At 34.0% G+C, this 26,103-nt stretch carries 28 protein-coding genes and 1 tRNA gene; 18 read left to right on the plus strand and 11 right to left on the minus strand.

What is annotated here, in order from left to right:
- Positions 1-16: 16 nt before the first annotated feature.
- Positions 17-757: a DJ-1/PfpI family protein gene (locus CSC80_RS01140; RefSeq protein WP_099189172.1), complete on the plus strand. Its 741-nt coding sequence runs from the start codon at positions 17-19 to the stop codon at positions 755-757.
- Here CSC80_RS01140 and CSC80_RS01145 read toward each other — a convergent pair.
- Both CSC80_RS01145 and CSC80_RS01150 read right to left on the minus strand, forming a co-directional pair.
- Positions 744-2,156 (minus strand): alpha/beta hydrolase, encoded by a 1,413-nt coding sequence (locus CSC80_RS01145; RefSeq protein ID WP_099189174.1) that lies wholly within the window; start codon positions 2,154-2,156, stop codon positions 744-746. The genes CSC80_RS01140 and CSC80_RS01145 overlap by 14 nt on opposite strands.
- Before the next feature lie 129 nt (positions 2,157-2,285).
- Positions 2,286-2,735: an Lrp/AsnC family transcriptional regulator gene (locus CSC80_RS01150; RefSeq protein ID WP_058103590.1), complete on the minus strand. Its 450-nt coding sequence runs from the start codon at positions 2,733-2,735 to the stop codon at positions 2,286-2,288.
- A gap of 118 nt (positions 2,736-2,853) precedes the next feature.
- Between CSC80_RS01150 and CSC80_RS01155 the strand changes: the two genes are divergently transcribed.
- The 3 genes from CSC80_RS01155 to CSC80_RS01165 all read left to right on the plus strand — a co-directional run bounded on the left by CSC80_RS01155 (position 2,854) and on the right by CSC80_RS01165 (position 4,932).
- Positions 2,854-3,243, plus strand: coding sequence for a hypothetical protein (locus tag CSC80_RS01155; protein ID WP_058103591.1), 390 nt, complete (start codon positions 2,854-2,856; stop codon positions 3,241-3,243).
- A gap of 86 nt (positions 3,244-3,329) precedes the next feature.
- Positions 3,330-4,181, plus strand: coding sequence for a formyltetrahydrofolate deformylase (purU, locus tag CSC80_RS01160; RefSeq protein WP_071341548.1), 852 nt, complete (start codon positions 3,330-3,332; stop codon positions 4,179-4,181).
- A gap of 34 nt (positions 4,182-4,215) precedes the next feature.
- On the plus strand, positions 4,216-4,932 hold the full coding sequence (locus tag CSC80_RS01165; protein ID WP_099189176.1) for a DUF4197 domain-containing protein: 717 nt from the start codon (positions 4,216-4,218) through the stop codon (positions 4,930-4,932).
- Positions 4,933-5,126: 194 nt separating this feature from the next.
- Here the strand turns inward: CSC80_RS01165 and CSC80_RS01170 are convergent, their stop codons facing one another.
- Positions 5,127-5,915, minus strand: coding sequence for an alpha/beta hydrolase (locus tag CSC80_RS01170; protein ID WP_099191354.1), 789 nt, complete (start codon positions 5,913-5,915; stop codon positions 5,127-5,129).
- Between the two features lie 223 nt (positions 5,916-6,138).
- On the opposite strand from CSC80_RS01170, the gene CSC80_RS01175 reads away from it, so the two are divergent.
- Positions 6,139-6,330, plus strand: a complete 192-nt coding sequence (locus CSC80_RS01175) for a hypothetical protein (protein WP_058103594.1) — start codon at positions 6,139-6,141, stop codon at positions 6,328-6,330.
- On the opposite strand, the gene pyrF is transcribed toward CSC80_RS01175, so the two are convergent.
- The 6 genes from pyrF to CSC80_RS01205 all read right to left on the minus strand — a co-directional run bounded on the left by pyrF (position 6,322) and on the right by CSC80_RS01205 (position 13,364).
- Complete coding sequence (gene pyrF / locus CSC80_RS01180; RefSeq protein ID WP_099189179.1) at positions 6,322-7,143, minus strand: orotidine-5'-phosphate decarboxylase; 822 nt, start codon at positions 7,141-7,143, stop codon at positions 6,322-6,324. The two genes, CSC80_RS01175 and pyrF, sit on opposite strands and share 9 nt — an antisense overlap.
- A gap of 3 nt (positions 7,144-7,146) precedes the next feature.
- The gene (gene prfA, locus CSC80_RS01185; protein WP_058103596.1) at positions 7,147-8,223 is read right to left on the minus strand and encodes a peptide chain release factor 1; all 1,077 of its coding nucleotides are present in this window, start codon (positions 8,221-8,223) and stop codon (positions 7,147-7,149) included.
- 109 nt (positions 8,224-8,332) lie between these two features.
- Positions 8,333-9,319, minus strand: coding sequence for an FAD:protein FMN transferase (locus CSC80_RS01190; RefSeq protein WP_236973296.1), 987 nt, complete (start codon positions 9,317-9,319; stop codon positions 8,333-8,335).
- 87 nt (positions 9,320-9,406) lie between these two features.
- Positions 9,407-9,850, minus strand: coding sequence for a Rieske 2Fe-2S domain-containing protein (locus CSC80_RS01195; RefSeq protein WP_058103598.1), 444 nt, complete (start codon positions 9,848-9,850; stop codon positions 9,407-9,409).
- Between the two features lie 52 nt (positions 9,851-9,902).
- A complete protein-coding gene (locus tag CSC80_RS01200) occupies positions 9,903-11,081 on the minus strand; it encodes an AIR synthase related protein (RefSeq protein WP_058103599.1) in 1,179 nt (392 codons plus the stop codon).
- Positions 11,082-11,177: 96 nt separating this feature from the next.
- On the minus strand, positions 11,178-13,364 hold the full coding sequence (locus CSC80_RS01205) for a glutamine synthetase III (RefSeq protein ID WP_099191356.1): 2,187 nt from the start codon (positions 13,362-13,364) through the stop codon (positions 11,178-11,180).
- Between the two features lie 188 nt (positions 13,365-13,552).
- Here CSC80_RS01205 and CSC80_RS01210 point away from each other — a divergent pair, with 188 nt between their 5' ends.
- Positions 13,553-14,569: a glutamine synthetase beta-grasp domain-containing protein gene (locus CSC80_RS01210; protein ID WP_058103600.1), complete on the plus strand. Its 1,017-nt coding sequence runs from the start codon at positions 13,553-13,555 to the stop codon at positions 14,567-14,569.
- Between the two features lie 81 nt (positions 14,570-14,650).
- Here CSC80_RS01210 and CSC80_RS01215 read toward each other — a convergent pair whose 3' ends face one another.
- Positions 14,651-15,589, minus strand: a complete 939-nt coding sequence (locus CSC80_RS01215; protein WP_099189181.1) for a calcium/sodium antiporter — start codon at positions 15,587-15,589, stop codon at positions 14,651-14,653.
- Between the two features lie 149 nt (positions 15,590-15,738).
- On the opposite strand from CSC80_RS01215, the gene CSC80_RS01220 reads away from it, so the two are divergent.
- The 3 genes from CSC80_RS01220 to CSC80_RS01230 all read left to right on the plus strand — a co-directional run bounded on the left by CSC80_RS01220 (position 15,739) and on the right by CSC80_RS01230 (position 18,243).
- Positions 15,739-16,098 (plus strand): BlaI/MecI/CopY family transcriptional regulator, encoded by a 360-nt coding sequence (locus CSC80_RS01220; RefSeq protein WP_099189184.1) that lies wholly within the window; start codon positions 15,739-15,741, stop codon positions 16,096-16,098.
- On the plus strand, positions 16,099-17,586 hold the full coding sequence (locus tag CSC80_RS01225) for a M56 family metallopeptidase (RefSeq protein WP_099189186.1): 1,488 nt from the start codon (positions 16,099-16,101) through the stop codon (positions 17,584-17,586).
- Between the two features lie 504 nt (positions 17,587-18,090).
- Positions 18,091-18,243, plus strand: coding sequence for a hypothetical protein (locus tag CSC80_RS01230; protein WP_058103604.1), 153 nt, complete (start codon positions 18,091-18,093; stop codon positions 18,241-18,243).
- On the opposite strand, the gene CSC80_RS01235 is transcribed toward CSC80_RS01230, so the two are convergent.
- Entirely contained in the window at positions 18,240-18,752 is a 513-nt protein-coding gene (locus tag CSC80_RS01235; RefSeq protein ID WP_099189188.1) for an adenine phosphoribosyltransferase, read from the minus strand. The two genes, CSC80_RS01230 and CSC80_RS01235, sit on opposite strands and share 4 nt — an antisense overlap.
- Before the next feature lie 75 nt (positions 18,753-18,827).
- Between CSC80_RS01235 and CSC80_RS01240 the strand changes: the two genes are divergently transcribed.
- From CSC80_RS01240 to CSC80_RS01280, 9 genes are all read left to right on the plus strand, one after another.
- Positions 18,828-18,901, plus strand: a tRNA-Arg gene (locus CSC80_RS01240).
- A gap of 230 nt (positions 18,902-19,131) precedes the next feature.
- The gene (locus tag CSC80_RS01245; RefSeq protein WP_099189190.1) at positions 19,132-20,352 is read left to right on the plus strand and encodes a site-specific integrase; all 1,221 of its coding nucleotides are present in this window, start codon (positions 19,132-19,134) and stop codon (positions 20,350-20,352) included.
- Positions 20,353-20,548: 196 nt separating this feature from the next.
- Positions 20,549-21,037, plus strand: a complete 489-nt coding sequence (locus tag CSC80_RS01250; RefSeq protein ID WP_099189192.1) for an asparaginase domain-containing protein — start codon at positions 20,549-20,551, stop codon at positions 21,035-21,037.
- Positions 21,038-21,048: 11 nt separating this feature from the next.
- Entirely contained in the window at positions 21,049-21,960 is a 912-nt protein-coding gene (locus CSC80_RS01255) for a helix-turn-helix transcriptional regulator (protein ID WP_099189195.1), read from the plus strand.
- Positions 21,961-22,204: 244 nt separating this feature from the next.
- Positions 22,205-23,050 (plus strand): RteC domain-containing protein, encoded by an 846-nt coding sequence (locus CSC80_RS01260; RefSeq protein ID WP_099189197.1) that lies wholly within the window; start codon positions 22,205-22,207, stop codon positions 23,048-23,050.
- 274 nt (positions 23,051-23,324) lie between these two features.
- Positions 23,325-23,606, plus strand: a complete 282-nt coding sequence (locus tag CSC80_RS01265) for a helix-turn-helix domain-containing protein (protein ID WP_099189199.1) — start codon at positions 23,325-23,327, stop codon at positions 23,604-23,606.
- A 6-nt stretch (positions 23,607-23,612) separates the two neighbouring features.
- Positions 23,613-24,260, plus strand: a complete 648-nt coding sequence (locus CSC80_RS01270; protein WP_099189202.1) for a hypothetical protein — start codon at positions 23,613-23,615, stop codon at positions 24,258-24,260.
- Positions 24,244-24,900 carry an ATPase gene (locus tag CSC80_RS01275; protein WP_099189204.1) on the plus strand — a complete coding sequence of 219 codons (657 nt, stop codon included), beginning with the start codon at positions 24,244-24,246 and terminating at the stop codon, positions 24,898-24,900. The genes CSC80_RS01270 and CSC80_RS01275 overlap by 17 nt, the downstream gene beginning before the upstream one ends.
- Positions 24,901-25,005: 105 nt before the next feature.
- Positions 25,006-26,052 (plus strand): endonuclease/exonuclease/phosphatase family protein, encoded by a 1,047-nt coding sequence (locus CSC80_RS01280; protein ID WP_143751710.1) that lies wholly within the window; start codon positions 25,006-25,008, stop codon positions 26,050-26,052.
- Positions 26,053-26,103 lie beyond the last annotated feature (51 nt).

A 26,103-nucleotide genomic window follows, 5' to 3' on the forward strand; every position in this document is an offset into this window, starting at 1 on the left:
ATCGAAAACAATTCATATGAAACTTAAATACCTTCTTATTCTTTTACCATTTATACTAGTTAGCTGCAATCAAAAGAAAGCTAAAAAAGAAACCGCAGTGGTTAAAGAAACAAGACAATTACCAAAGCTAGAACCCAGTAATTATAATGTTGCTTTTCTAATAATGAACGGAACGTTCAATACTGAATTTACAGCCCCATTCGATATATTTCAACATACAAAATTTAGAGAAGGCATAAAGGCCATGAACACATTTACCGTAGCAAATACTTTAGAACCCATAACCACTTTTGAAGGTGTTCGCATTTTACCCGATTTTGACTACACTAAAGATGATTTACCTAAAATAGATATATTGGTAGTACCTAGTGCGGAACATTCTATGGATAGAGACTTAAAAGATGAAGTCATGATCAACTTTATCAAACAAATAGACAAGAGCGCACTATATATGACCAGTCATTGTGACGGCGCCTTTCCCTTGGCAAAAGCTGGTATTTTAGATTCGGTAGCTTCAACAACTTTTCCCAGTGATATTGAAAATTACAAAGCCATGTTTCCTAATTTAGACATAAAGGACAATGTATTATTTGTTCATGACGGAAAATACATTACTTCTGCAGGAGGCGCAAAAAGTTTTGAAGCCGCTTTATATTTATGTGAAATACTGTACGGAAAAGATATTGCCAAATCATTGGCAAAAGGTCTGGTCATAGATTGGAAATTGAAAGATGTACCTCACATTACCGTTCAATAACATCATATCTGGCACCTTTTAAATATTTTTCAACCATTTCATTGAATTCCGGCATAATCCTGAACAATGCAGTGTGTTCCAAAGAATATAACCCGCTTTTATCCGTATAACCATTTTTAAGCAACTCTTCTAAGTAAAATAAGGCTGTACCGTAATCTTCCATTTTTGAACTAATTGAGATTACCTCTAAGTAAGCATTATAATCTTTTGGCGAAGTAATGGTCTTTAACATGTGTAATAAATTTAGTGCTTCATAATCTACCACATCTTCAGCTTCAATAAAATCAATATTATCTGACACCAGAGCATTAATATACCCTCTTAACCTACTTGACATTTGCCGCTCATATAAATTAGAACTTCTATCCAATTTATTTAATTCTTGCATTTGATAATTCCACCACCCAAGATTTGCATAATTATAGGTGATAATATCTTCTTCCAAATAGTAGTTATAATCTTCTTTGGTAAAAGATTCTTTCAAAAAATAACTGTTTTGACTTCTATTCGCCTGTCTATAATTAGAACTTCTTCTTAAAGTTTTCTGCGTAGCTTTTAGCGTATCTAAATCTACCAATGGATTGAAAATCTTTTCCATATCTAACAATTGATATGTAGCTAAAAGAGGTTTTTGTTTGGAAATGTTGGAATTTGCCAAAGTCAAGAATCGATCATACGAAGAAGCCACCAAACTGCTATCCTTTTCCAAATGACCTTTTGCCATACTAGTAAGCGTCAACATTCTAAATGCATTAGCAATTAAGTCACCTTCTGGCAGCATACGATCTCCATCAAAGACTATTAATTCATTAGGAAACTTTAATTTATTGAGCAATTCCCTGCTATTCAACATCTCGGTAAAATTATAATCCTCCCTATTCACAAGCCCTACGAACTGAAAAGGTTGCTTTGGATTTAAAATCTCAACATTACCAACCGACGCACCTATAGAAATTACTCCATTGATATTACGTACAAATGTTGGCAAAATTGAAGCGAACATTGCACTACTACCAAAACCTGCAGTATACATACGATTTTTAGCTAAAGGGATGGTACTGATCACTGAATTGAACATTCTATTCGCAATTAAAACATTTTCAGAAATGGAAAGCGAATCACTTATATTATCTGAACTAGCCAAAACATAGCCTTCTTGCTCAGCTGCACCCAGCAACATTGAAACGGCAGCCTTACCCTTACCCTTTAAATCCATTACAAAGGCAACTGGCCAGGCTTTATTTACCTCAAAATTTGAAGGCAAATAGAGAGAGAAGGTTTCATTGACCGAATCATTAACAACTAAATTTTCTGAAATAGCACCTCTTAAAAGCCTTAATTCTTGAGAAAATATTGCCGTAGAGGTTAAAACGAACGTAAGAAGTAGTAATTTTTTCATTATTTAATTTCTATCAAAAATCTAGCCAAAATATCTTAGAACCATTAATCACCAACCAATTTAACAATGATCACCAATTCCAAAATTAAATATCCATTAATAAATTAATAAAAGAGATTAAGAAATACATCATTTAACTTTATGCATTGGGGCATTAGAAATTACTTGAGAAAGAACAATATGAGTCCTTGTTTCACCATACTGTATTAATTGGTCGATAAACTTTTCTAGGTGAAACTGATCTTTTAAAACAACTTCCATAACAATATTTTCGTTTCCAGTAATTCTGTAGCAATTAATAACCTCTTGCAAAGTAGGTACAACAGCTAAAAAAGGCTTCAATTTCCCCATAAATGCCCTTAAGGTTATAATCGCCTTTAATTGATGTCCGGTTAACGCGTGAGATACTGTAGCCTTATATCCATGTATGATACCAAGATCCTCCATCTTCTTTACGCGCTCCGCCACTGCCGGTGCCGTGAGCCCAACCGTACGACCAATATTTGCAAATGATTCCCTTGCATTATCCTGCAATTGTTTTAGTATTTTCCAATTAAGCTCGTCTATCTTTGGATTCAAAAGAATATAGTTTTAATTATTTATTATCAAAGGTAAATTTACAAATTACATTTAAAATCGATAGAAAATAATCAAATAACTAACGTAATTTTATATAACACTAACAATACCCCACACAATGGCATATAGAAGTTTAAAACATTTGCCTATTTATAGAAAAGCACTGGAACTCTGCACCATGAGTAGAGAGATTGCGTCATATGTATCTTTCAACAAAGATTTGGTGCGCCTTTATGAATCAAAGAGCTTAAGAGACATTATGGCTAATTCTATTTTGACAGATGCCATTCTCATACCTCAAAAAATTGCACAAGTTGAATATTCTAATTGTAATAATGAACGCAAAGAAACCATTTCTTACATAAATATCATTATAAGAAACATCAACTCTTACTGTATGGGATTGGAAAAACATGGAGTAAAGGAGACTGAGTACATTAATCTTTTAAGAAAAGAGATCAAAAGTTTTAGAAAATCGTACAAGGCTTGGAAAGCTGACCACCTATAATTATCCTAAAAATCTTACACAACAACGTAATATAGTTATCATATTAAGGATTATGGTCTATTTTTGACATAAAAAATACCATACAATTGAAAGCAACTATATTAGTCCATTGTCCTGATCAAGCAGGTATCATAAGTACCGTAACTGGTTTTATCCATAGCAATAAAGGCAACATCGTATACCTTGATCAGCATGTTGATAAGCCTGCCAACGTATTTTTTATGCGAACGGTTGTTGAATTCCAAAATGACTTTTCAGATTTGGAACATTTTAAAACGTTATTCCAAAATGAGTTAGCTACTAGTTACAACATGGAATGGAGTCTACATACCGATGACAAATTACCCAGGATGGCCATTTTCGTATCTAAATACAACCATTGTCTTTATGACCTATTAAGTAGATACCAATCTGGTGAGCTAGCCGTTGAGATTCCCTTTATACTCAGTAACCATAACGATTTAAGGTATATTGCAGAACAGTTTAACATACCGTTCTATCACGTACCCTTTACTAAAGCCAATAGAGTTACGGCAGAGCAGGAGCAAATTGCAATACTTGAAAAACACGATGTAGATTTTATCGTTTTAGCTAGATACATGCAAATAGTCAGTGGCAACTTAATAGACAAATACCCTAACAAAATAATTAATATACACCATTCTTTCTTACCTGCCTTTGCCGGTGCTAAACCCTATCATGCAGCATTTAAAAGAGGTGTGAAAATTATCGGTGCCACCAGTCACTACGTAACTGAAGAATTGGATGCCGGACCAATTATTGAGCAAGATGTTACTACGGTAACCCATTCTCACACAATAGAAGACTTTATCACAAAAGGTAGAGACCTTGAGAAGATTGTACTTTCTAGAGGAGTAAAATTGCATATTGCACGCAAAACAATGGTCTACAACAATAAAACGGTCATATTCTCGTAAGTACTAAAGTAAAACCTATACAAATAATACAATAATGATTAAAAAAATTAGTTTGGCCTTCTGCATGATGCTCGCAATTTCATGCAATGAATTACAGCAAGTAGTAAATCAATTACCTACATCTACAGACACTGCTTTGAGCAATGAAACCATAGCAAATGGTCTAAAAGAAGCTTTAGATCAAGGTATAGAAAAACAGGTAAGCAAGTTAACCGCTACTGACGGGTTTTATAAAAATGAATTGGTCAAAATTCTATTACCAGAAGACCTACAAAAGGTAGATAAAACTTTACGCGATATAGGTTTAGGCAATTTGGCAGACGAAGGCTTAAAGGTTTTGAACCGTGCTGCCGAAGATGCTGTTGCAGAAGCTACACCTATTTTCGTAAATGCTGTAAAAGACATGTCGTTCGCAGACGCAAAAAATATTCTTCTTGGTGAAAACAATGCTGCTACTACATATTTGGAAACAAAAACGAATACAGAGCTATATGCTAAATTCAATCCTGTAATCAACGAATCTTTTCAAAAAGTAGGTGCAGATAAAATTTGGAGTTCTATAATCACCAAATACAATTCAATCCCATTGACCAACAATGTAAACCCAGATTTAACAGATTATGTAACACAGGAGGCTTTATCAGGAGTTTATAAAATGATTGCTGTAGAGGAAGAAGAAATTAGAACAAAGTTCTCTTCAAGAACTACAGATATCCTTAAAAAAGTATTTGCACTTCAAGATAAAAAATAGATTTTCAACAACTTAAACAATAACTCAAAAATATATGCGTTAAAATTAAACAAAAGAATATTAAAGCATTCATTTTCAATTTTTTGAGTTAGTTATTTTTTGAGTTAGTTAGTTAGCAAAAACCGGTGGGAGCATCGGTTTTTTTTATTTTAACACTTGAAGACGACATCTTTGTAAATCAATGTTAAAGCACTTTAGATTGTTTTTTGACCTCCCAAATATGCAATTACCTTCTCATTAAAAAATACAGGTCGTTCCACATTTACAACATGACCACAGTCTTCAACCACCACTAATTGCGAACTTTTATGCAAAGAAACAATTTTGCGAATGCTGGGAAGAAATAAATAATCTTCTTCTCCCATGACATATAATGTAGGTATGTTGATATCTGCAGACCTAAAAAAGCGTAATAATGGATTAATTTCCGAGGTTAGCTTAAACCATCTTATAAACTCTTTTTGATATAGCTTTTTTGCCTCACGAACAAAAAGCGACCTAGACTCCTTATGATTTTTATTTGGCATTATAATAAAAGCAAAGAACTTGTATAACCATAGATAAGGCACGATCGATTTAAATATGATACCAAGTTTTATCAATATTTGAGATCTAAGGTTCAATTTCATTATAGCACCGCCCATAACCATACTTTCAACCCGATAAGGATGGTTCTCCGCTAAATTCCGTATTAAAATAGTACCTAATGATATCCCTACAAAATGAGATTTTTCTATACCTTCTTGATCAATAACCTCAACAATATCGTTAGTAATAACATCAAAGGTGTACTTTTCATTAAAAACATTTTTTAAACTAGACTTAGAATTCCCATGACCTCTTAAATCTAATAGCAATACGTTAAAGTGTTTCTTAAATTCTCGTATTTGTTTGAACCATATTGAAGAACTACCTCCTGCGCCATGTACAAATGTCACCCATTCAGTAGCTGTTTTATGATGATACGTAATATAATGAAGCACAGGTTTGTATTTAAAAAAAATTGTAATGTACAATGTAAATATAGTTTTTCACAATCTGTTTAAGATTTTAAAAAATCACTTGTAAAGCGCTATCTTTTAAATTATCACAGGTGTATTTGTTAAAAAAAAGACATATTACCTATAAATTAGATGTACAGCTACACATACACACATCCAAAACCTGAATCTGAACGTATATTTGTAAGAAACTAAAACCAGGATTATGGAAAAGCAATATTGCAAGGTAGGGACAGTAACACCAATGGAAGCTAATACAGACATAATAAGCTTATTGGAGTATCAATATCAAATGTTTTTAGACAAAGCTTCTAACATGCAAACCAATACCCAGTTGGGAGAATTTTTTGAATCTAAAGCCCAGAAAATCAAAAAAACTTTAGAAGACCTAGTTTAGTCTTTGGAGCTCTATTTTCATAGCTTCTTGTAACTCTTTAACTTTTTTTCTAGCAGCATCTGCAAAATCCTCCTGGTCAGATGCATAGATAATTCCGCGTGAAGAATTAATAAGTAGTCCAACATCTTTTGTCATACCATATTCACAAACATCTACTAAACTACCGCCTTGGGCACCAACACCAGGCACCAATAAGAAGCTATTAGGTATTATTTGACGAATTTCCTTCAGATATTCAGCCTTTGTGGCACCCACAACGTACATTAAATTCTCTGCCCCTTTGTAGGTAGTAGAAACCGATAATACCTCTTTATATAGCTCTCTATCTCCAATCTTTTTAGTTTGAAAATCAAAAGCACCACCATTTGACGTTAAGGCAAGTAAGATGGTATGTTTATCCTTGAACTCCAAAAAAGGTTCAACCGAATCTTTGCCCATATAAGGAGCAATTGTGATGGAATCAAAATTTAAATCTTCAAAAAATGCCTTCGCATATCTTGTAGACGTATTACCTATATCACCACGTTTAGCATCTGCAATGGTGAAAATTTCAGGATAATTCTTATTTAAATACTTAATCGTTTTTCGCAATGCAGACCACCCCTGTACGCCATACGCTTCATAAAATGCTATGTTAGGTTTATAAGCCACACATAAATCATGTGTGGCATCAATTATTGCTTTGTTAAACTCAAAAATAGAATCTTCTTCCTCCAACAAAAAAGGTGGAATTTTCTCTAAGTCGGTATCTAAACCTATACACAAAAAGGATTGTTTTTTATGAATTTGGGCAACCAATTCCTGGGTAGTCATATTTTAAAATATCTCAGAGGCTTCCCTCAATTTTTCGGTATTTTCTACAAAACTCAATTCATCTATTATTTTTTGGATATCTCCATCTATAATATTAGACAAATCATACAAGGTTAGACCAATACGATGATCGGTAACCCTACCTTGCGGGTAATTGTAAGTTCTAATTTTTGCAGAACGGTCACCACTACTTACTTGAGAATTTCGCTTTGCAGCATCTTCTTCTTGTTTTTTTGCCAATTCTAAATCGTATAACCTAGAACGCAAAACCCTAAAAGCTTTGTCCTTATTCTTGTGCTGCGATTTTTGATCCTGACATTGAGCCACTAAACCCGTTGGTATATGCGTTAAACGCACCGCAGAGTATGTAGTGTTTACAGATTGACCACCAGGACCTGACGAGCAGAAAAAATCTATACGTACATCTTTAGGATCTATTTGTACGTCAAAATCTTCAGCTTCGGGCAAAACCATAACCGTAGCGGCGCTGGTATGTACCCTACCCTGGGTTTCGGTCTGCGGAACCCTCTGTACACGGTGAACACCGGCTTCAAACTTTAAAGTTCCGTATACATCTGTACCAGATACTTCAAACTGAATTTCCTTATATCCACCACTAGTACCTTCACTAAGGTCAATTACATTTGTTTTCCAACCTCTACCCTCACAGTATTTAGTATACATTCTAAAAAGGTCACCGGCAAAGATACTAGCCTCATCTCCACCCGTTCCTGCCCTGATTTCTACTACGACATCCTTAGCATCTTCAGGATCTTTTGGTATCAACATCAGTTTAATATCCTCTTCCAGCTTTGGCAGAGCCCCTTTGGCCTCTTCCATTTGCATCTTGGCCATTTCAAGCATTTCTTCATCACTACCATCGGCAATGATTTCCTCAGCTTCGGCAATATTATTGGTAAGCTCAAGATATTCTTCTCGCTTATCCATTAAGTCTTTAAGATCTTTATATTCTTTAGTAAGCTTTACATATTTATCTTGATCAGATATAATATTCGGTTGAATTATAAGGTCGGAAACCTCATCAAAACGTTGTTTTACTATGTTTAATTTTTCTATCATATGCTTACTTCACTTGTATGGCAAATTTACAATAAAATTACAGACACTTTAAGGTGATTATCGTGGGAAGAAATAATTAAAAAACGAGCACCTTGGTTTTATGAAAAACTTAGTTTAGCAGAATGCCATTACTCTTGTGCATTTTATTGGCACTATCCACAATAATAACCTCTGTATCTCCAAGTTGATTTATGAGAGCCAAACCTGCATCTAGTCCCATTACAAAGATGGATGTTGCCAAGGCATCTGATAACTCCGCACTTTTTGCAAATACCGATACACTGTTGATACCCGTAGCGGGAAAACCTGTTTTAGGATCTAAAATATGGGTGTATTTTTTATTGCCCGACATGATAAAATTGCCGTCACTGGCCGTTGTTGCCACAGACGACTCAAGAATTGGAATCCATGATGCAATACCACCTTTTAAATCTGGATTCATAACCCCGATCAACCATTTATCACCTGTAACTTTGGTTCCCCAAGTGGTAATATCACCATTTAAATTTATAATACCGGCCTTAACATCCTTTGACACCAATAACGCCTTTGCCTTGTCTGCAGCAAACCCCTTTCCAATACCACCAAAAGAAATTTTCATTCCTTTTTTCTTTAAAAAAACAGTTTGATCCTTATTGTTCAAAACAATATTCTTATACCCTATTCTAGATTGCACCGCCTCTACGTTTGCCTTAGAAGGTAAAGACTGCATTGAACCATCTAATTTCCATACATCTTTAAGTGCAGTGAATGTTATATCAAATGCACCGTTGGTAATTTCAGAAATTTGAATAGACCGCTCTATGAGCTTGTATAGTTCCCAACTTACGTGAACTGGCTTAATACCGGCATTTCTATTAATCAAACTTGTTTCAGAGTCCTGGTCCCAGGAAGAGATCAACTTCTCAATTCTTTGAACTTCGGCCAAAGCTTCCTGTATATAAATGTAACCCAACTCCTCATCTACAGAAACTACGGTGATGTCAAAATCACCGCCCATTACCTCGTAAGACTTCTTTACGGTAACGTACTTTTTATCTTGACCATACGAAATGTAGGTCAACATAACTATTAATAAGGCACTGATATACTTCACTTACTTTCTCTAGTTGGGGGTCAATTTTATCATCAAAGAATAATAAGTTAGGTTGGTGTTGTTGGTTTTAGAATTGTTGTTTGGTCATTACTCAAAAACTCGTAAAATATCACCTTCAAGTGAAGTATTGTATATTTTCAACGCTCTTGAAGTACTGTTAGGAATTTCATTTAAAGGAGTACCGGTCTGAGAAAACTTTGATCCATGCACATCACAGTAAAAAATACCACCTTCTTGATTTACAAATCTTACCTGATCATATTGCTCATGACTGCAGATTTGCGTAGCGGCAACAAATTCACCTTCAAGATTTCTAACTACGACAACAAGATTTTTTAAAATAAATCCGCCATTATTTGCCAATTTAGCAGCCTCGGAAGAAGTAAGATCAATAGTGAAATCTACATTGGTTGGTGGCGTAACAATATCCCCTTCAACTTCATTGTCCTTGGAACAACTGCCCAAGCAAGGAAACGTTATTGCAAATGCAGCACCCGCACCCAGAGTTCGTAAAAATTCTTTTCTTTCCATAGCAAGATAAGTTTATACAAAAAGAACGATTTATTTACATTAATCGTATGTTCTAATACACAAAGGTGCCGTACTTACTGGAAATTGTTAATTTTTTAGAATCCGATGCCTCTACCTTACCTATAATTTTAGCATTTACGCCAAAACTCTTTGATATTTCAATAATATCACCTGCGATATCTTCAGGAAGATAAATCTCTAGTCTATGACCACAATTGAAAACCTTATACATCTCTTTCCAATCTGTACCAGACTGTTCTTGAATTAATTGAAAAAGAGGTGGCACATCAAATAAGTTATCCTTGATAATATGAAGGTCATCTACAAAATGAAGAATTTTGGTCTGTGCCCCTCCACTACAATGGATCATACCATGAATTTGATCAGGGCTATATGTAGAAAGTATTTTTTTTACGATCGGTGCATATGTCCTTGTTGGCGACAACACTAATTTACCGGCATTAATTGGAGAATTCTCAACGTCATCCGTTAATTTCACCTTTCCTGAATACACCAAATCTTCTGGCACCTCAGCGTCAAAGCTCTCAGGGAATTTTTCTGCCAAATAATTAGAGAACACATCATGCCGTGCAGAGGTGAGTCCGTTACTTCCCATACCGCCATTATACTCTTTCTCGTATGTTGCTTGACCAAAAGATTCTAGACCTACAATAACATCGCCTGCCTTAATATTGGCATTATCGATCACCTCACTTCTTTTCAATCTAGCAGTAACCGTAGAATCTACAATAATTGTTCTTACCAAATCCCCAACATCGGCAGTTTCACCACCGGTAGAATGAATAGTGATACCAAACTCACCCAAGTCGTTTATCAACTCTTCCGTTCCATTGATTATAGCTGAAAGCACCTCACCCGGAATCTTATTTTTATTTCTGCCAATAGTAGATGAAAGCATAATATTGTCAGTAGCCCCAACACAGATTAAATCATCTATGTTCATGATCAAGGCATCTTGCGCAATACCTTTCCAAACGGAAATATCTCCCGTTTCTTTCCAGTACATATATGCCAACGACGACTTTGTACCCGCCCCATCTGCGTGCATGATCAAGCAATACTCTTTGTCTCCTGTCAAATAATCAGGAACTATTTTACAGAAAGCCTTAGGAAAAAGACCTTTATCAATATTCTTTATAGCATTGTGCACGTCTTCTTTAGAAGCTGACACGCCCCGTTGCTGATATCTTTCATTGCTAGGTGTTGACATAACTAAAATTTGAAACAAAAATAAGGGAATCATTAAAACTGTAACCTTAGTTCAGCTTAATAATTCCCCATTTTTTTTAATAATTAAAGACTAGGCTTATTCAATGAACAACAATTCCCTATACTTGGTCAATGTCCATAAGGTATTGTCCATTAATTTTTCCAACTTATCACTATGTGATCTAATTTCAGAAAAATATGGTTTTACATCAAAGCAATATGACTTTGCCTTCTTTTTTGTGTCTTTTAGAGCATTTGCCTTCTTTCTTGCATCTGCCATGGCATCAACCATTTTTTTAATGCTTACTACATGCTCTGCAATTTCTTCTATCATGGTCAATTGCCCTTCAGTGAATTTTTTATGTGCCGCTCCATAAATTTCCTTAAGTCCAGACACATTTTTAATCAGCTTATTTTGATATTCCAATGCTGACGGCAAAATATACCCGTAAACCAATTCATTATACACCCTACCCTCTATCTGTAGGTGCATAATATAATTCTCCAGATCCACTTCTTGGCGGGCGCCCACTTCAACCTCACTCATTACATCCATAGATTCAAAAAGTGCAATACTGTCTTTTGATGTCAAGACCTCTAGAGCTTCGGGAGTATTTTTATTGTTACTTAATTTTCTTCGTTTAGCTTCGTTTTCCCATTCAACACTATAGCCATCACCGTCAAAACGAATTCGTTTGGATGTTTTTATATATTCACGAAGTACATTAAAAACAGCTTCGTCTTTTTTAAGGTTCTTCTTGTCTACCAGTGCATCTACCTCTTTCTTAAAATCTTTTAATTGCTTTGCAACAATGGTATTTAAAATGGTCATTGGCTTGGCACAATTGGTCTTGGAACCAACGCCACGCATTTCAAATTTATTACCTGTAAATGCAAAAGGTGAAGTTCTGTTTCGATCGGTATTATCCATCAATATTTCTGGAATTTTACCTACTACGTTCAGCTTAAGTTCTGTTTTTTCCTCTGGAGACAATTTTCCTTTGGACACCCCTTCAAGCTCATCTAAAACATTACTTAATTGAGTACCTACAAAAATTGAAAATATTGCTGGTGGAGCTTCGTTTGCCCCCAGCCTATGATCATTACTTGCCGAAGCTATTGAAGAACGCAAAAGTTCTTCATAAGTATCTACCGCTTTAATGGTGTTAATAAAAAAGGTCAAAAACTGTAAATTCTTCATTGGTGTAGAACCGGGACTAAGAAGATTTACCCCTGTATTGGTCTGTAGAGACCAATTGTTGTGCTTACCCGACCCATTGATCCCAGCAAATGGCTTTTCATGGAACAGCACTTTAAAATGATGTTTATCCGCAATCTTATCCATCACATCCATCAGTAGAAGATTATGGTCAATTGCCAAATTTGCTTCTTCAAAAACAGGAGCCAGTTCAAACTGATTTGGGGCAACTTCATTGTGCCTGGTCTTTACAGGTATACCCAATTTTGTGCATTCTTTTTCCAAATCGCTCATAAAACTCAGCACACGACTAGGTATAACCCCAAAATAATGATCATCTAATTGTTGTCCTTTTGCAGGAGTTTCGCCCACCAAAGTACGACCGGTCATCATAATATCCGGTCTAGAATGGGCAAGAGCTTTATCGATCAAAAAATATTCTTGCTCCCAACCTAAAGTTGCGTTGACCTTGGTAACGGTTTTATCAAAATATTTAGCCACTGCGGTTGCCGCTTCATCCACTGCACCCAATGCTCTTAACAATGGAGCTTTATTATCTAAAGCTTCACCCGTATAAGAAACAAATATTGTAGGTATACATAAAGTAGTACCATATATGAATGCGGGTGAAGATGGGTCCCAAGCCGTGTAGCCCCTAGCCTCAAATGTATTTCTAATGCCCCCACTTGGAAAACTAGATGCATCTGGTTCTTGCTGCACCAATTGACCACCACCAAACTTCTCTAAAGCCGTACCATCTGGCATAAGATCAAAGAAGGCATCATGTTTCTCAGCAGTTGAACCGGTTAAAGGCTGAAACCAGTGGGTATAATGAGTAGCTCCCATTGAAATTGCCCAACCCTTTATGGCCTCTGCGACTTGATCTGCAATTTTTCTGTCGATCTTAGAACCAGAATCCATAGCACCTTTCAATCCTTCAAAAGCATCTTTGGTTAGGTATTGCAACATCTTTTTTTCATTGAACACATTGACACCGAACAAGTCAGACCTTCTTCCATTTTCCTGAATAGCGATGGCATTTCTATTTTGACTTTCTTTTATTGCTGTAAATCTTGAGGACATCATACCTAAATTCATTATTAATTTCACAAAATTACGTTCTATAAATATAAATATGATAAAATACCCGACAAAAATTAGGGGTGGATAGAAATAAATTTAATTTTTACAGATTTACCCCCTTAAAAATTCATACAGATTGATAAAAAACATATTTTTGTTTGTAACTTATTTTAAATTATAACGAGCACATTATGAGCAAAACAAAATTAGAATACATCTGGTTAGATGGATATTTTCCAACCCAAAACATGAGAAGTAAGACCAAAGTGGTTAATGACTTTGGTGGTAAATTAGAAGATTGCCCAATGTGGTCTTTTGATGGAAGTTCAACGCGCCAGGCCGAAGGTGGTTCTTCTGACTGTTTGCTTAAACCAGTTGCAATCTACCCTGATCCAGCAAGAAAGGACGGATACTTGGTAATGACAGAAGTACTTAATGCAGATGGTACGCCTCACGTTTCTAATGGTAGAGCTACTATTGATGATGACGATAATGATTTCTGGTTTGGTTTTGAGCAAGAATATTTCATCATGGATACTGCTACTGAATTACCTTTAGGTTTCCCAAGAGGTGGTTACCCAGCTCCACAGGGAATGTACTACTGTTCAGTTGGTGGTAAAAACACACACGGTAGACATATTGTAGAAGAGCACGCAGATCTTTGTATTGCTGCTGGTCTTAACTTTGAAGGTATCAACCAAGAAGTTGCTTGTGGTCAATGGGAGTTTCAATTGTTCGCTAAAGGTGCAAAATTAGCCGGTGACGAATTATGGGTAGCACGTTACTTATTGGACAGACTTACAGAGTCTTACGGATACTATATTGAGTACCACCCAAAACCATTAGGTAAAGATATGGACTGGAACGGTTCTGGTATGCACGCAAACTTCTCTAACACTACGTTAAGAACTTGTGGAGACCAAGCAACTTACGAAAAAATATGTGAGGCATTTAGACCAGTAGTTAAAGAACATATCTCTGTATACGGTGAGTTTAACGATCAACGTCTAACAGGTTTACACGAAACTGCTGCTATTACAGATTTCAGCTTCGGTATTTCTGATAGAGGAGCTTCTATACGTATTCCTATCGCAACGGTAGAAAGCGGATGGAAAGGATGGTTAGAAGATAGAAGACCGGCATCTAACGGTGATCCATATAAAATTGCAGGTGTTATCGTTAAAACTGTAAAATCAGCTAAGGTTTAATACCAAATTAATTGTAGATTATATATTAAAAATGCCCTGAACATGTTCAGGGCGTTTTTTTTGCATTCTCCGAGTAAGAAACTATCCTATGGTAAAATAGACAAAAGCAAGATATACGCCTAACAGTACCACTCCATCTCGCCAACCCAATCTCAATCCTTTAGGAATAAAAACCAAAGGAAGGACAAGAAAGGAAATACCCAACAACCAAAAAATGTCATTGGTCAACAATCCTTGATCCATAACGGAAATAGGCGTAATTATAGAAGTAATACCTAACACGGCCAAGAGGTTAAAAATATTAGAACCTATTAAATTCCCTAAGGAAATTGCTTTTTCTTTTTTGATAATAGCTATGATCGATGCCGCTAACTCAGGTATACTTGTACCCACAGAAACTATCGTAATTGCTATTACACGTTCACTAACTCCGAATGCTGTAGCCATACCTACTGCTCCACTGATTAGCAGCTCAGAACCGCCCCAAAGTGCCCCACCACCTAATCCTAAGAACAAGGCTGTCTTATAGGTTGGTAACATTACATCTGGCTCATCTTCCGCATCGATAACAGCAGGTTTTTGAAATCGTAATAAATACACCAAGAATACAAATAGGAAAATTACCATGACCACCCCTTCATATTGCTGAAGAACTCCATCAAAATAGATAAAGAAAAAGAATAGTAAGGAAGCCAACATCATTACCGGCCAATCTGTAGTATAAAAGCTTTTGTTAACATCTATAGGTCCTAATAAAATAGTAATTGCAAGTACCAAACCTAAATTTGCAATATTAGATCCCACAACATTACCTAAGGCCAAATCAGGAAAACCATCTAAAGCTGCATTAATACTTACAATTAGCTCAGGTGCAGAAGTTGCGAAAGACACAACCGTCATACCTATTACTATTTTCGGAATTTTTAATTTTAACGATAGATCTACCGCCGCCTTTAGCAACCAATTACCCCCAGCTATCAACAAAACTAGTCCGGCAACAATAAATAAGAAATCTTGCATGTAAAGAATTTTAACAAATATAGATAGAACATTTTTTTGGACATATGATAATTGACATCAATTGAAAACTAAAAATTTCGTTAAATAACTATTTTTATAGTTGTATAACTAAAAAAATAGTTTAATTTGGATCTATCAAAAGACAGGCAATGGAAAAACTTACAAATAAGGAAGAAGAGATCATGAAAATTCTTTGGCGCTTAAAAAAAGCGTTTGTCAAGGAAATTATGCAAGAAATAACGGAAAATAAGCCACATTACAATACCCTCTCTACTATTGTAAGAAACCTGGAAGAAAAGAAATTCGTAGGATTTACTGCCTATGGCAAAACACATCAATATCATCCTATTATAGCCAAAGAAGCCTACTACAAGACATATGTAAATGAAGACATGGTTTCATATTTTGACAATTCTTACAAAAACATTGTTTCTTTCTTTGCCAAAGAAGAAAAAATATCGGTAGACGAATTAAAAGAAATTATCAACCTTATTGAAAATGGAAAATAGATGGAAGCTTTTTGTTACTATTTGCTAAAGTCCGGATTAGTACTTGGTCTCTTTTTTCTTTGCTATCAATTTTTGTTGAGCAGGGAAACCTTTTATACATTCAATAGATTTTTTCTGCTGTTAGGTTTGTTTACTTCTGTACTCTTTCCATTAATCTATATTACAAATACCATTACCCTACCCGTACAACACATAAGTGAGGCCACAAACAACATCATCTTGCCAAATGAACAAAACAATTTTATTGGCAACTACCCATTTAATACTGCCCTAGCAATTTATGGTATAGGAGCCAGCTTATTTTTAACGAAATTCCTACTTCAAATTTATAAGCTTAGAAAGTTAATACAAAACGGAAATAAGAAGCATATTGATAGCATTAGCCATATTGTCACAACAGATAATGTAACCCCTTTTTCCTTCTTTAAAGCTATTGTTTACAATCCTAGTTTACACGATCAAAAGGAACTTAAAAGCATTATTTCGCATGAAGAGGTCCATGCTCAACAAAAACATTCATATGATGTAGTCTTCATGGAGATTTTTTTAGCACTGCAATGGTTTAATCCTTTTGCATGGTATTATAGAATTGCAATAAAACAAAACTTAGAATTTCTAGCCGACACAGACAACACAGAAATAAAGCTCAATAAAAAAGATTACCAATACATACTGTTGAAACAGGCTGTTGGTCAGCAAAATTTATCAATCATAAATCCATTTTTTAATTCATTAATCAAAAAGCGAATAGTCATGATCAATCAACAAAAATCAAAAAAAGTAAATGCAATCAAAAGTTTATTCATTCTACCTATGCTTGCGTTATTTCTCATCAGTTTTAATACCAAAGAGGTGTATACCACCAATGAAAAAAATATTTCTGACAATACAATAGAAATACTTATAGACAAGAATACTACGGATGATCAGCTGGTAAAAATCAAAAACGACTTGATCAAAGAAAGCTTTGATTTTTCTTATACTACGGTAAGAAATAAAAATTCAGAGATTCAAAATATATCTATAGAGATAAATGGTGGAAACAAAAACAAAGGTGAAGTCAGTAGCCGATTTAATTCAGCATCTGATAACGACACTATTGATAAAATTCATATCATTATAGACACCGATAAAAACAGCATATTTATTAGTCATGTAGATGTAGCCCATAATGTTACTTCAGCTAAGAAAACTAGTAACAGTAATAATAATAATAATAATCAGCAAATTTCAATTTCCACATCTTCATCTGGCGAGTATGATTTAAAAGTTTCTGAAGAAACCGATAATGGCTTCAAGTTCATATCTGGTAATGATAACAAAGAACCTCTATTTTTTGTTGACGGAAAAAAATGGGAGTCGAAAGAGGTATCAAATTTAGACCCGAATAAAATTGCTTCAATGAATGTTATAAAAGGGCTAAGTGCTCAAGAGCAATATGGTGAAGATGGAAAAAACGGAGTTGTTGAAATTACACTGAAAAAGTAAAATCTAAGAATGCGTCTCTAATTAAAATCTAAAATCCGAAGAACTATTTACTTCGGATTTTTTTTTGACACATAATGAAAGTATTCAAAATTTGAATTTTCATCTACTTTTTCGTCTACAAAATAATCTTTCGATTAAAACCGCCCCTTTATTTCTTACAATTATAAATCAAATAATACTATATGTTAACAATTTGAATATAACATGTAGACATATTATTTAAATTTAAAACAACATCCATCATTTAACTTATAAATACATAGTCAATTGTATTAAAATAAGATCAATTTCTTGTTTAGGGAAATAGACTATAATATCTTGGTTGAACATTCAATAACCAACTATTAAATCAAAATTATGATAGCCTTAATTAAACTTATAATCATCTTTATTTTCAGCTTAATTATAAATATGGTATTCTTATAACCTGTAGTTTAAGATGTAAGCATAAGTGTATTTTCTACCTTGTAGCATAATTATGTATTTTAGCATAAAACAGAAACCTTGAAGAATAAGTTCTATAAATTTATTGCCAAATTGAATAAGGCACTGCTACCATCTTATAGTAAACAACGACTAGATTTATCTAAGGCCAGTAAGTTACAGATGGCAATCATTGGTTGGCGCTATTTTATTACCACCAAAGCACTAGATTAATATTTAAGTAAAGATTTTGCCTGATATTCCTCTATTTTAGAAATACCTTCAAGAAAGGTTAACTCTATCAAAAAATTACACTGTACAATAGTACCTCCCAGTTTTTCTACTAATTTGCATGCAGCACTTGCCGTACCACCTGTTGCAAGAACATCATCATGAATCAATACCATATCACCTTTCTGTATACTATCCGTATGAATTTCCAAAGTATCCTTACCATACTCTAAATCATAAGTTTCACTCAAGGTTGTAGAAGGTAATTTCCCTGGTTTACGAATTGGTACAAATCCTGCGTTTAATTTGCTTGCTAGCATTGGACCAAAAATAAATCCTCTACTCTCCATCCCTACTACCTTGTCAATCTTTTGGCCGTTTACCAGTTGTGCCAATGCCTCAGTAGTTTTATTGAGCATTTCCGGGCTCTGTAACAGCGGAGTTATGTCCTTAAAAATGATTCCGTCTTTTGGAAAATTGGGTACATCTCTTATAAAGCTTTTAAAATCCATTTAATATTCTCTTCTTAATTTTGTGGTAAATGTAAAAAGAAATATATTTGCACCCCGTTAAGGGAAACAAATAACGGCCTCGTGGCGCAACTGAATAGCGCATCTGATTACGGCTCAGAAGGTTACAGGTTTGAATCCTGTCGAGGTCACAAGGTTAACTCACTAAAAGAGTCAAAACCCTGCAAATTTTATGATTTGCAGGGTTTGTTGGTTTTAAGGGCATCATATGAAATCAATTGATTTGATATGTATTGGCAACAAATCGACAACAAAAACCTAAATCGACAACAATTGTTGTCGATTTGGCAAAACCGTTGTAATTTTAAAAGTATAGTTGATTTGGCTTTCGTCTCTAATAATTAATTAAAAGACGACAACTATGAAATCTTTAAACACATTTTCAATCCTATTTTGGATTAATTCTTCACGTGCTAAAAATTACTTAACCACAGTTCAAGCCAGGATTACGGTAGATGGTAAAAGAGCAACCATTAGTCTTAAATTAAAAGCAGATATTCGTTATTGGAATAATGAGAAGCAACGAGCAAAAGGTAATAAAGAGAAATCTAGAAGGCTAAACCTCTATCTAGATCAGGTTTATGCTCAGCTTATACAATGTTATCAAGAATTGAGATTTAAAAACCAATTGATAACAGCCCAATTAATCAAAGCAACATATTTAGGTTTTGATGGTGACTCTAAAACTCTTTTAGAACTTATAAAATACCATAACAATAAAATTTCAAACACCCTTGCAGTAGGTTCGATTCGAAATTTTAGCATTACTGAAAACTATATAATCAAGTTTATAACTAAAGAAAAAAATACAAATAACATTTTTCTTAAAAAATTAGATTATAAATTCCTTTGCGATTTCGAATGTTATTTAGCCAATTACTGGCCCAAAGGTCATCCAAAAGGTATGGGCCAAAATACAATCATGAAGCATATACAAAGGTTGAGAAAAATGGTAACCTTGGCATATCATATGGAATGGATAGATAAAGACCCATTTGTTAGATGGAAACCTATCTTCGAAAAAAGAGAGAGAGAATTTTTATCAGAATATGAATTACAAAATATGGAGTTTAAAGAGTTTGAGTTAAAAAGACTAGAACGCGTAAGAGATTTGTTCATCTTTAGTTGCTATACAGGCATCAGCTATATCGATGTAATGAATTTAACACAAGATAATATTTCTCTAGGAATCGATGGAAGTAACTGGATTTTTACTCATAGACAAAAAACAAAAACAAAAGTGAAAATCCCTCTTTTGCCGAAAGCTCAGAATATTATTGATAAATATAAACTACATCCCATGACAATGAATACTGGTACTCTCTTCCCTAAAATTACTAATGAAAAGCTAAATTCATACCTTAAAGAGGTAGCCTATAGATGTGGTATTAAAAAGAATCTAACCTTTCATATGGCCAGACATACTTTTGCGACTACAATAACCTTAAGTAATGGTGTGCCTATTGAAACTGTTTCAAAACTTTTAGGCCATACCAAAATCGCAACTACACAAATTTATGCAAGGGTATTAGAAAGAAAGGTTAGTAATGATATGATGATATTAAAAGAAAAACTTAAATAGATCAAATCTTTAATCCACTATAATTAACAATTGTAGTGGATTTTGTCTAAAATCTATAAATAATGTAAGAATTTTAATATTAAATAAGTAAATTAATAAGATACCGAGCATTTACTACAAACCAAATTACCAAATATCCTTATTTAAAAATAACAGCGTAAAGAACATAACCTTTACCTGCTTAAACTTATATATAATGATTTTGATAATTACTACAGGGGGCACTATTGAAGGTATTGAGTACACTAGTGAGTCCGAAAATGAAGGAACTCTCGTCTCGATACAGCGTATACTTCAAAATGTAAATATTTCTCAGGAATATCAAATAGAGAAAGCATTTTCAAAAGATAGCCGCTTTATCACTAACGAGGATAGAGAAATTCTACAGGAGAAAATAGTTAATGAAAATTCCAATCTAATACTAATTACCCATGGAACAATAACCATGATAGAAACTGCTATTTATTTAGGTAAACACAATATTGATAAAACTATAGTGCTTGTGGGTTCATTTATTTTAGGAACTGATCCTAAGTCAGATGCAACATTTAATCTAGGGTTCGCATTAAAAACACTTCAGACTTTAGAAAAAGGAGTTTACATAGCTATGCATGGTGAAATTTTTAATTGGGATAATGTTAGAAAAAATACAGCTGAAAAAAGATTTGAGAAAATCCTGAACTAAAGTGAATTCATATGTTTGGAACCTCAATACATTGGACTACCTTTTTTTTGTTGTTAATAGATATATTTCTATTAATAATTGCTTTTATAAAATCATCTAAACTTAAGCATAGTAATCTCAACAGTTATTTAATACTCTCCGGGTTATTTGTTTTATACAATTTAACTGGCGGATTTTTACCGTTTAAAGAATTTTCAGGACCATTCATTTTACAATATATAATTACTTACAGTGTAGCTTTAACAACCGGAGTTTACCTATATTATTATATTTATAAAGAATATGATATACAGGTATTAGGTCAATATCTAACCATTAAAAACATAGCAATAAGTAGTGTTTTCTTTCTTCTAGGTCTTTTCTTAATTCCTTATTTAATAACAAATTCAATTGATATTTCGAGAGCATTTTTCACAATTCCAGTTTCAGCTGTCACACTCTATTTTGTATTTTCTTTTTATAACAGAATTTCAAAACAGAAAAATTCAAACTCTTTTGTTTTAAGGCGTAACCGTTTATCTGTAATTAGTGTTGGGTGTATGTCATTACTTCCATTGCTAACTTTAATCGGGGACTATCAATGGTTGACTTTCCCAATTATAAATCTATCATTCTTTCTTATCACCGCTATAGAGATAGATCGTTATATCTACTTTTTAGAGAATAGAACTAAAATGAGCGAAGTCTTTGACTATTATAAAAATACAAGTCAGAAAGGATCACATTCAACGTTAATAAATAACGGACTTACAATTAGAGAGATTGAAATAGCACTTTCAATCTTTGATAATAAAACCTATAAGGAAATTGGTGAAGAATATTTTATCGCTAAAAACACCGTATCAAAACACGCTTCAAATATTTTCAAGAAAACCAATGTTAAAAACAGACTACAATTCTTGAAAAAGTTTAGCAAACGCTAATTAAACGGATAAGATCAAATCTATAAAATTATTTACGTATAAAAATACGGGCTTCTCCGTAGAAAAATACGGCAATTTGCCCTCCTAATTTTTAGTCATTCCCATTATATTTATACCTTATGTCAATGGAAAGAAGCCCCACATTACATTTACACATAGAGATAGGATAATTATGAACCGTATTATAGTCCGTATTCTTAAGGAGGTCATTTTTCAGATATAGTTACATAACTAAATCGATGAAATGACCGAGCCCCTAAAGGAAATATCGACCGAGTTTTTAGAACTTCTTGAAGAAATTGAATCCACACGTTCTACAACTATAGTGCGCTCTAAAAATGCAATACTACTTTGTCGAAATACATTATACACCCTTAAAAAATTAGTTCTAGAATTTAATTTCGATTCCCATGACGATGAGATTAAATTTTTTAAGCATACGAAACAAATTTCAATCATACCTCTAATTTACTATTCTGAAGTACGCTCCTTTGAACTTCAGTTTCCAGTAGCTAATTGTACAACTCAAAAAAAGTATATTAACAAAAAGATAGCTAAACTAAATAGATTCTTCATTTACAATATTGATTTTGTGCAATACATTCAACAAGGACATTCACACTTCGACCATCAATATTTTACTAGAAAATTTTCAGATTCATATCATATTGTTTCCTCTAAATTCTATTTTCAAGATCCAGATTTTACAACTGCTCGTGATATGCTTTTAGGGAAGGTAAAAGCATATCAGAAGTTTATAGACTATCTTAAAAATAGACTTGCAACAATTAGTCTGAATAGAACTAAAGGTCAATCCAATAATTTAACCACAAGTTCAAATTTGCATTGGACCTCCTCAAAAGCCGGACTTACAGAGTTAATATATGCACTTTATTCTACTTGTTCCATAAATAATGGAGATGCCGATATTAAAGAAATTGCAGTTGCCTTACAAAATACCTTTCAATTTGACCTAGGTGATTTTTACAAAACATACGCCGAAATTAAAACACGCAAAATAAGTAGAACAAAATTTCTTGACACCCTATCTACTGGTCTTACTTCGTTCATGGAAGAATCAGAAAAATAATTAAAAAATACCGTACTACGGTTAACCTCCTGCTTTTACATAATTACTAGAATTACTACTTAAAATCTTAACTATAAATAGGATAAGAACGCTGGGATTGCCCATAACTAAGAAAATTTATAGATGTTAAATTTTCACCATAGTACGGTGATACTAGTGAACAAAGCCTACTAAAACAATTCAATTTTACGGAACGAAAGTCAAATCAAGTTAGGGGCTATCAATTAAAGACAATAAGAGTTTGATAGTCCCTTTCTTTTAAAATCATTCCATTATGCCAACAAGTATTATTACAACAGACGATTTACGAGAGTTTAAACTTGAACTGCTCGATGATATTAAAAAGCTTATGACCAAACAAGCTTCAGGTAAACTTAAAAAATATCTAAAATCTTCAGAGGTCATGAAACTATTACAAATTAGTCCTGGCACCTTACAGAATTTGCGCATTAATGGAACGCTACCATACACCAAAGTCGGTGGTATCATTTTTTATGATTCTGATGAGCTCCAAGAAGTCATGCTTTCAAATCGTATTCATCATAAAATCGATTAAACATGCATGAATTATATAAAGCAACTGAGCGCAGTGTATCAACTTATAGCGAAAGATTCACGCTTGAATCCTACGCATGTAAGTCTTTACATGGCATTATTTCAAATTTGGAACACCACCCGATTTGCAGAAAAATTCTTTATAAACCGTCAAGAAGTAATGCAACTTTCAAAAATTGGTTCAAACACTACCTATCACCGATGTTTACAAGATTTGGACAATTGGAAATACATCGAATATTTTCCTTCCCATAACATCTATAAAGGCAGCGAATTGAGGATGCCCAAATTCGGGACAACCTCTGAACATGTACTGGACAACAAGGAAACTACAACTGGACATGTACTGGTATCTAATACAAACAGTACTAAACAAAAAGAAAACTATAATAAACCTAAGCTACCAAAAAATGAAATTGAAGTGATTGATTTTTTTAAAAGCATGAAATGGCAAGCTGTAGAAGCAATTAAATTCTACAATCATTATCAAGCCATTGGTTGGAAGCAAGGTGGGAAAATAAAAATTGTGGATTGGATGGCAAGTGCAAGAAATTGGATGTTAAAAGCAAAAGAAATAAAATCGTTAAAAGAGCAGTCCCCTTTTAAGGACAACCTTAAGACGACCAAAATTAAAAACTATGGTGAACCCCTCTAAAATAGATGAAGGTGGAGTTCAATACTCCATTGGGCAATTTGATGGAAAGACCGTCATCTATGATTTCAATAAGATTATAATCTATTTGGACGCTAAAGGGAAACTACTTTTTGGAAAAGAATTTAAAATTTTTGAGGATGACCATAGAGTAATTTTTAAACTCTGCAACTACTTTATAAAAGACGAAGAAATGTGTGCAAAAAACGGAATAGACCCCAACAAAGGTATTTTACTTACTGGTCCGGTTGGTTGTGGTAAAACCAGCTTAATGCGATTACTACGGCATATTGTACCGCTACAACGACCTTACCAAGTTATCCCTGCCAGAAACATTGTCTTCGGATTCAACCATATTGGGTATAAAATTATAGAAGATTATGGTGACGGACAGTTTTATTGTTTTGACGATTTAGGTGTAGAACCTATTGGTCGTCACTATGGTAAAAATTGCAATGTAATGGGCGAAGTTCTTTTATCTCGATATGATTTGTTTTTAAAAGCAAACCTTAAGACCCATGCCACCACAAACTTAAGCGCACAAGAATTGGAAGATATGTATGGCAATAGAGTGCGAAGCCGAATGCGGCAATTATTTAACCTGGTGGCTTTTGATGAACACACAAATGATAAACGCAAATAAGCCCTAATGGGCATAAAACAAATTAGTATGAAAATAGCAACATTTAATATTCAGAATTTATTCCATCGGGACAAAAGTCTCATCGAACAGCCCATTGGAAAATGTATGACAGATTGGATTGAGGAGCTTGATATGTTGATGCGAAAGACGGGCAATTCATTATCTGAACAAGAACGGATTAGAGAATTATCTTTTTTACTGGGGTTTGAAAAAACAACTCCTCTGCCCTATGCAGTAATGAGGCGTAAAGCCGGATTATTATATATGAAAGGCATTCATCATTCCACTGAGTCAAGAGCTGGTCATTTGACCAATTGGAATGGATGGATAGAGCTTCAAACCAAGCCCATTTCACCAGCTGCCACTGATAACAAAGCCCGAGTAATTGCCGATACCAATGCAGATATTCTATTGCTGCAAGAGGTAGAAGACAGAGCATCACTTGAGGAATTTAACCAAATAGTTTTGCCAAAATTTAATTACAAACCATACAGCCATACTTTCGTAATACAGAGTAATGATATGAAGGGTTTAGAAATAGCCATATTACTTCACGAAGGCTATATCTTACAAACTATAAAAACTCATTTAATTGGAGGGTATAGTGACCTGTTTCAACAACTTGTTGAATATGAAATCAGTACTTTAAATTCAGAGGAAATACATATTCTAGCAACCAACCTAGTTAATCAAACCGATGACCAAGAAATAGCACATAAGATTCGAAAGAGCCTGGTTGAAAATATTGCGAGAATCTATAAAAACTTGATCGCTCAAGGGAAGACCAATGTTATTATTGCCGGAACTTTTAATACACCCTCCTATTGCGATTCTTTAACTCCGTTATTTCAAGATACCGATGTAAAAGACATTACAAAACATTTCTCATTTGAAGTTACAACAGATGAGGGGGACGATGCAACCTACTATCGTTTAGGTGCTTATAGGAAAGGCGTCAACATTAAGCAAAAAGATTATTTACTATTCTCTCCAGCGCTCTTTGAAAGAATGCAAGACAGCGGATTACATCGCAAAGCGATGTGGCCCACTAAAAAACCACAATGGTCTACTTACAAGGAGGTCTCTAGTAAATATAATGCTGCAAGTGAGCATCCTTTGGTTTGGGGAAATTTGACTAAAAAAAGATATTAATTATAAATTGAGAGAAAAAAATTATAGCAAATAACCATTAATGTTTTAAAA

The sequence above is a fragment of the Maribacter sp. 6B07 genome (genome assembly GCF_002700155.1).
GTDB classification, from domain to species: domain Bacteria; phylum Bacteroidota; class Bacteroidia; order Flavobacteriales; family Flavobacteriaceae; genus Maribacter; species Maribacter dokdonensis.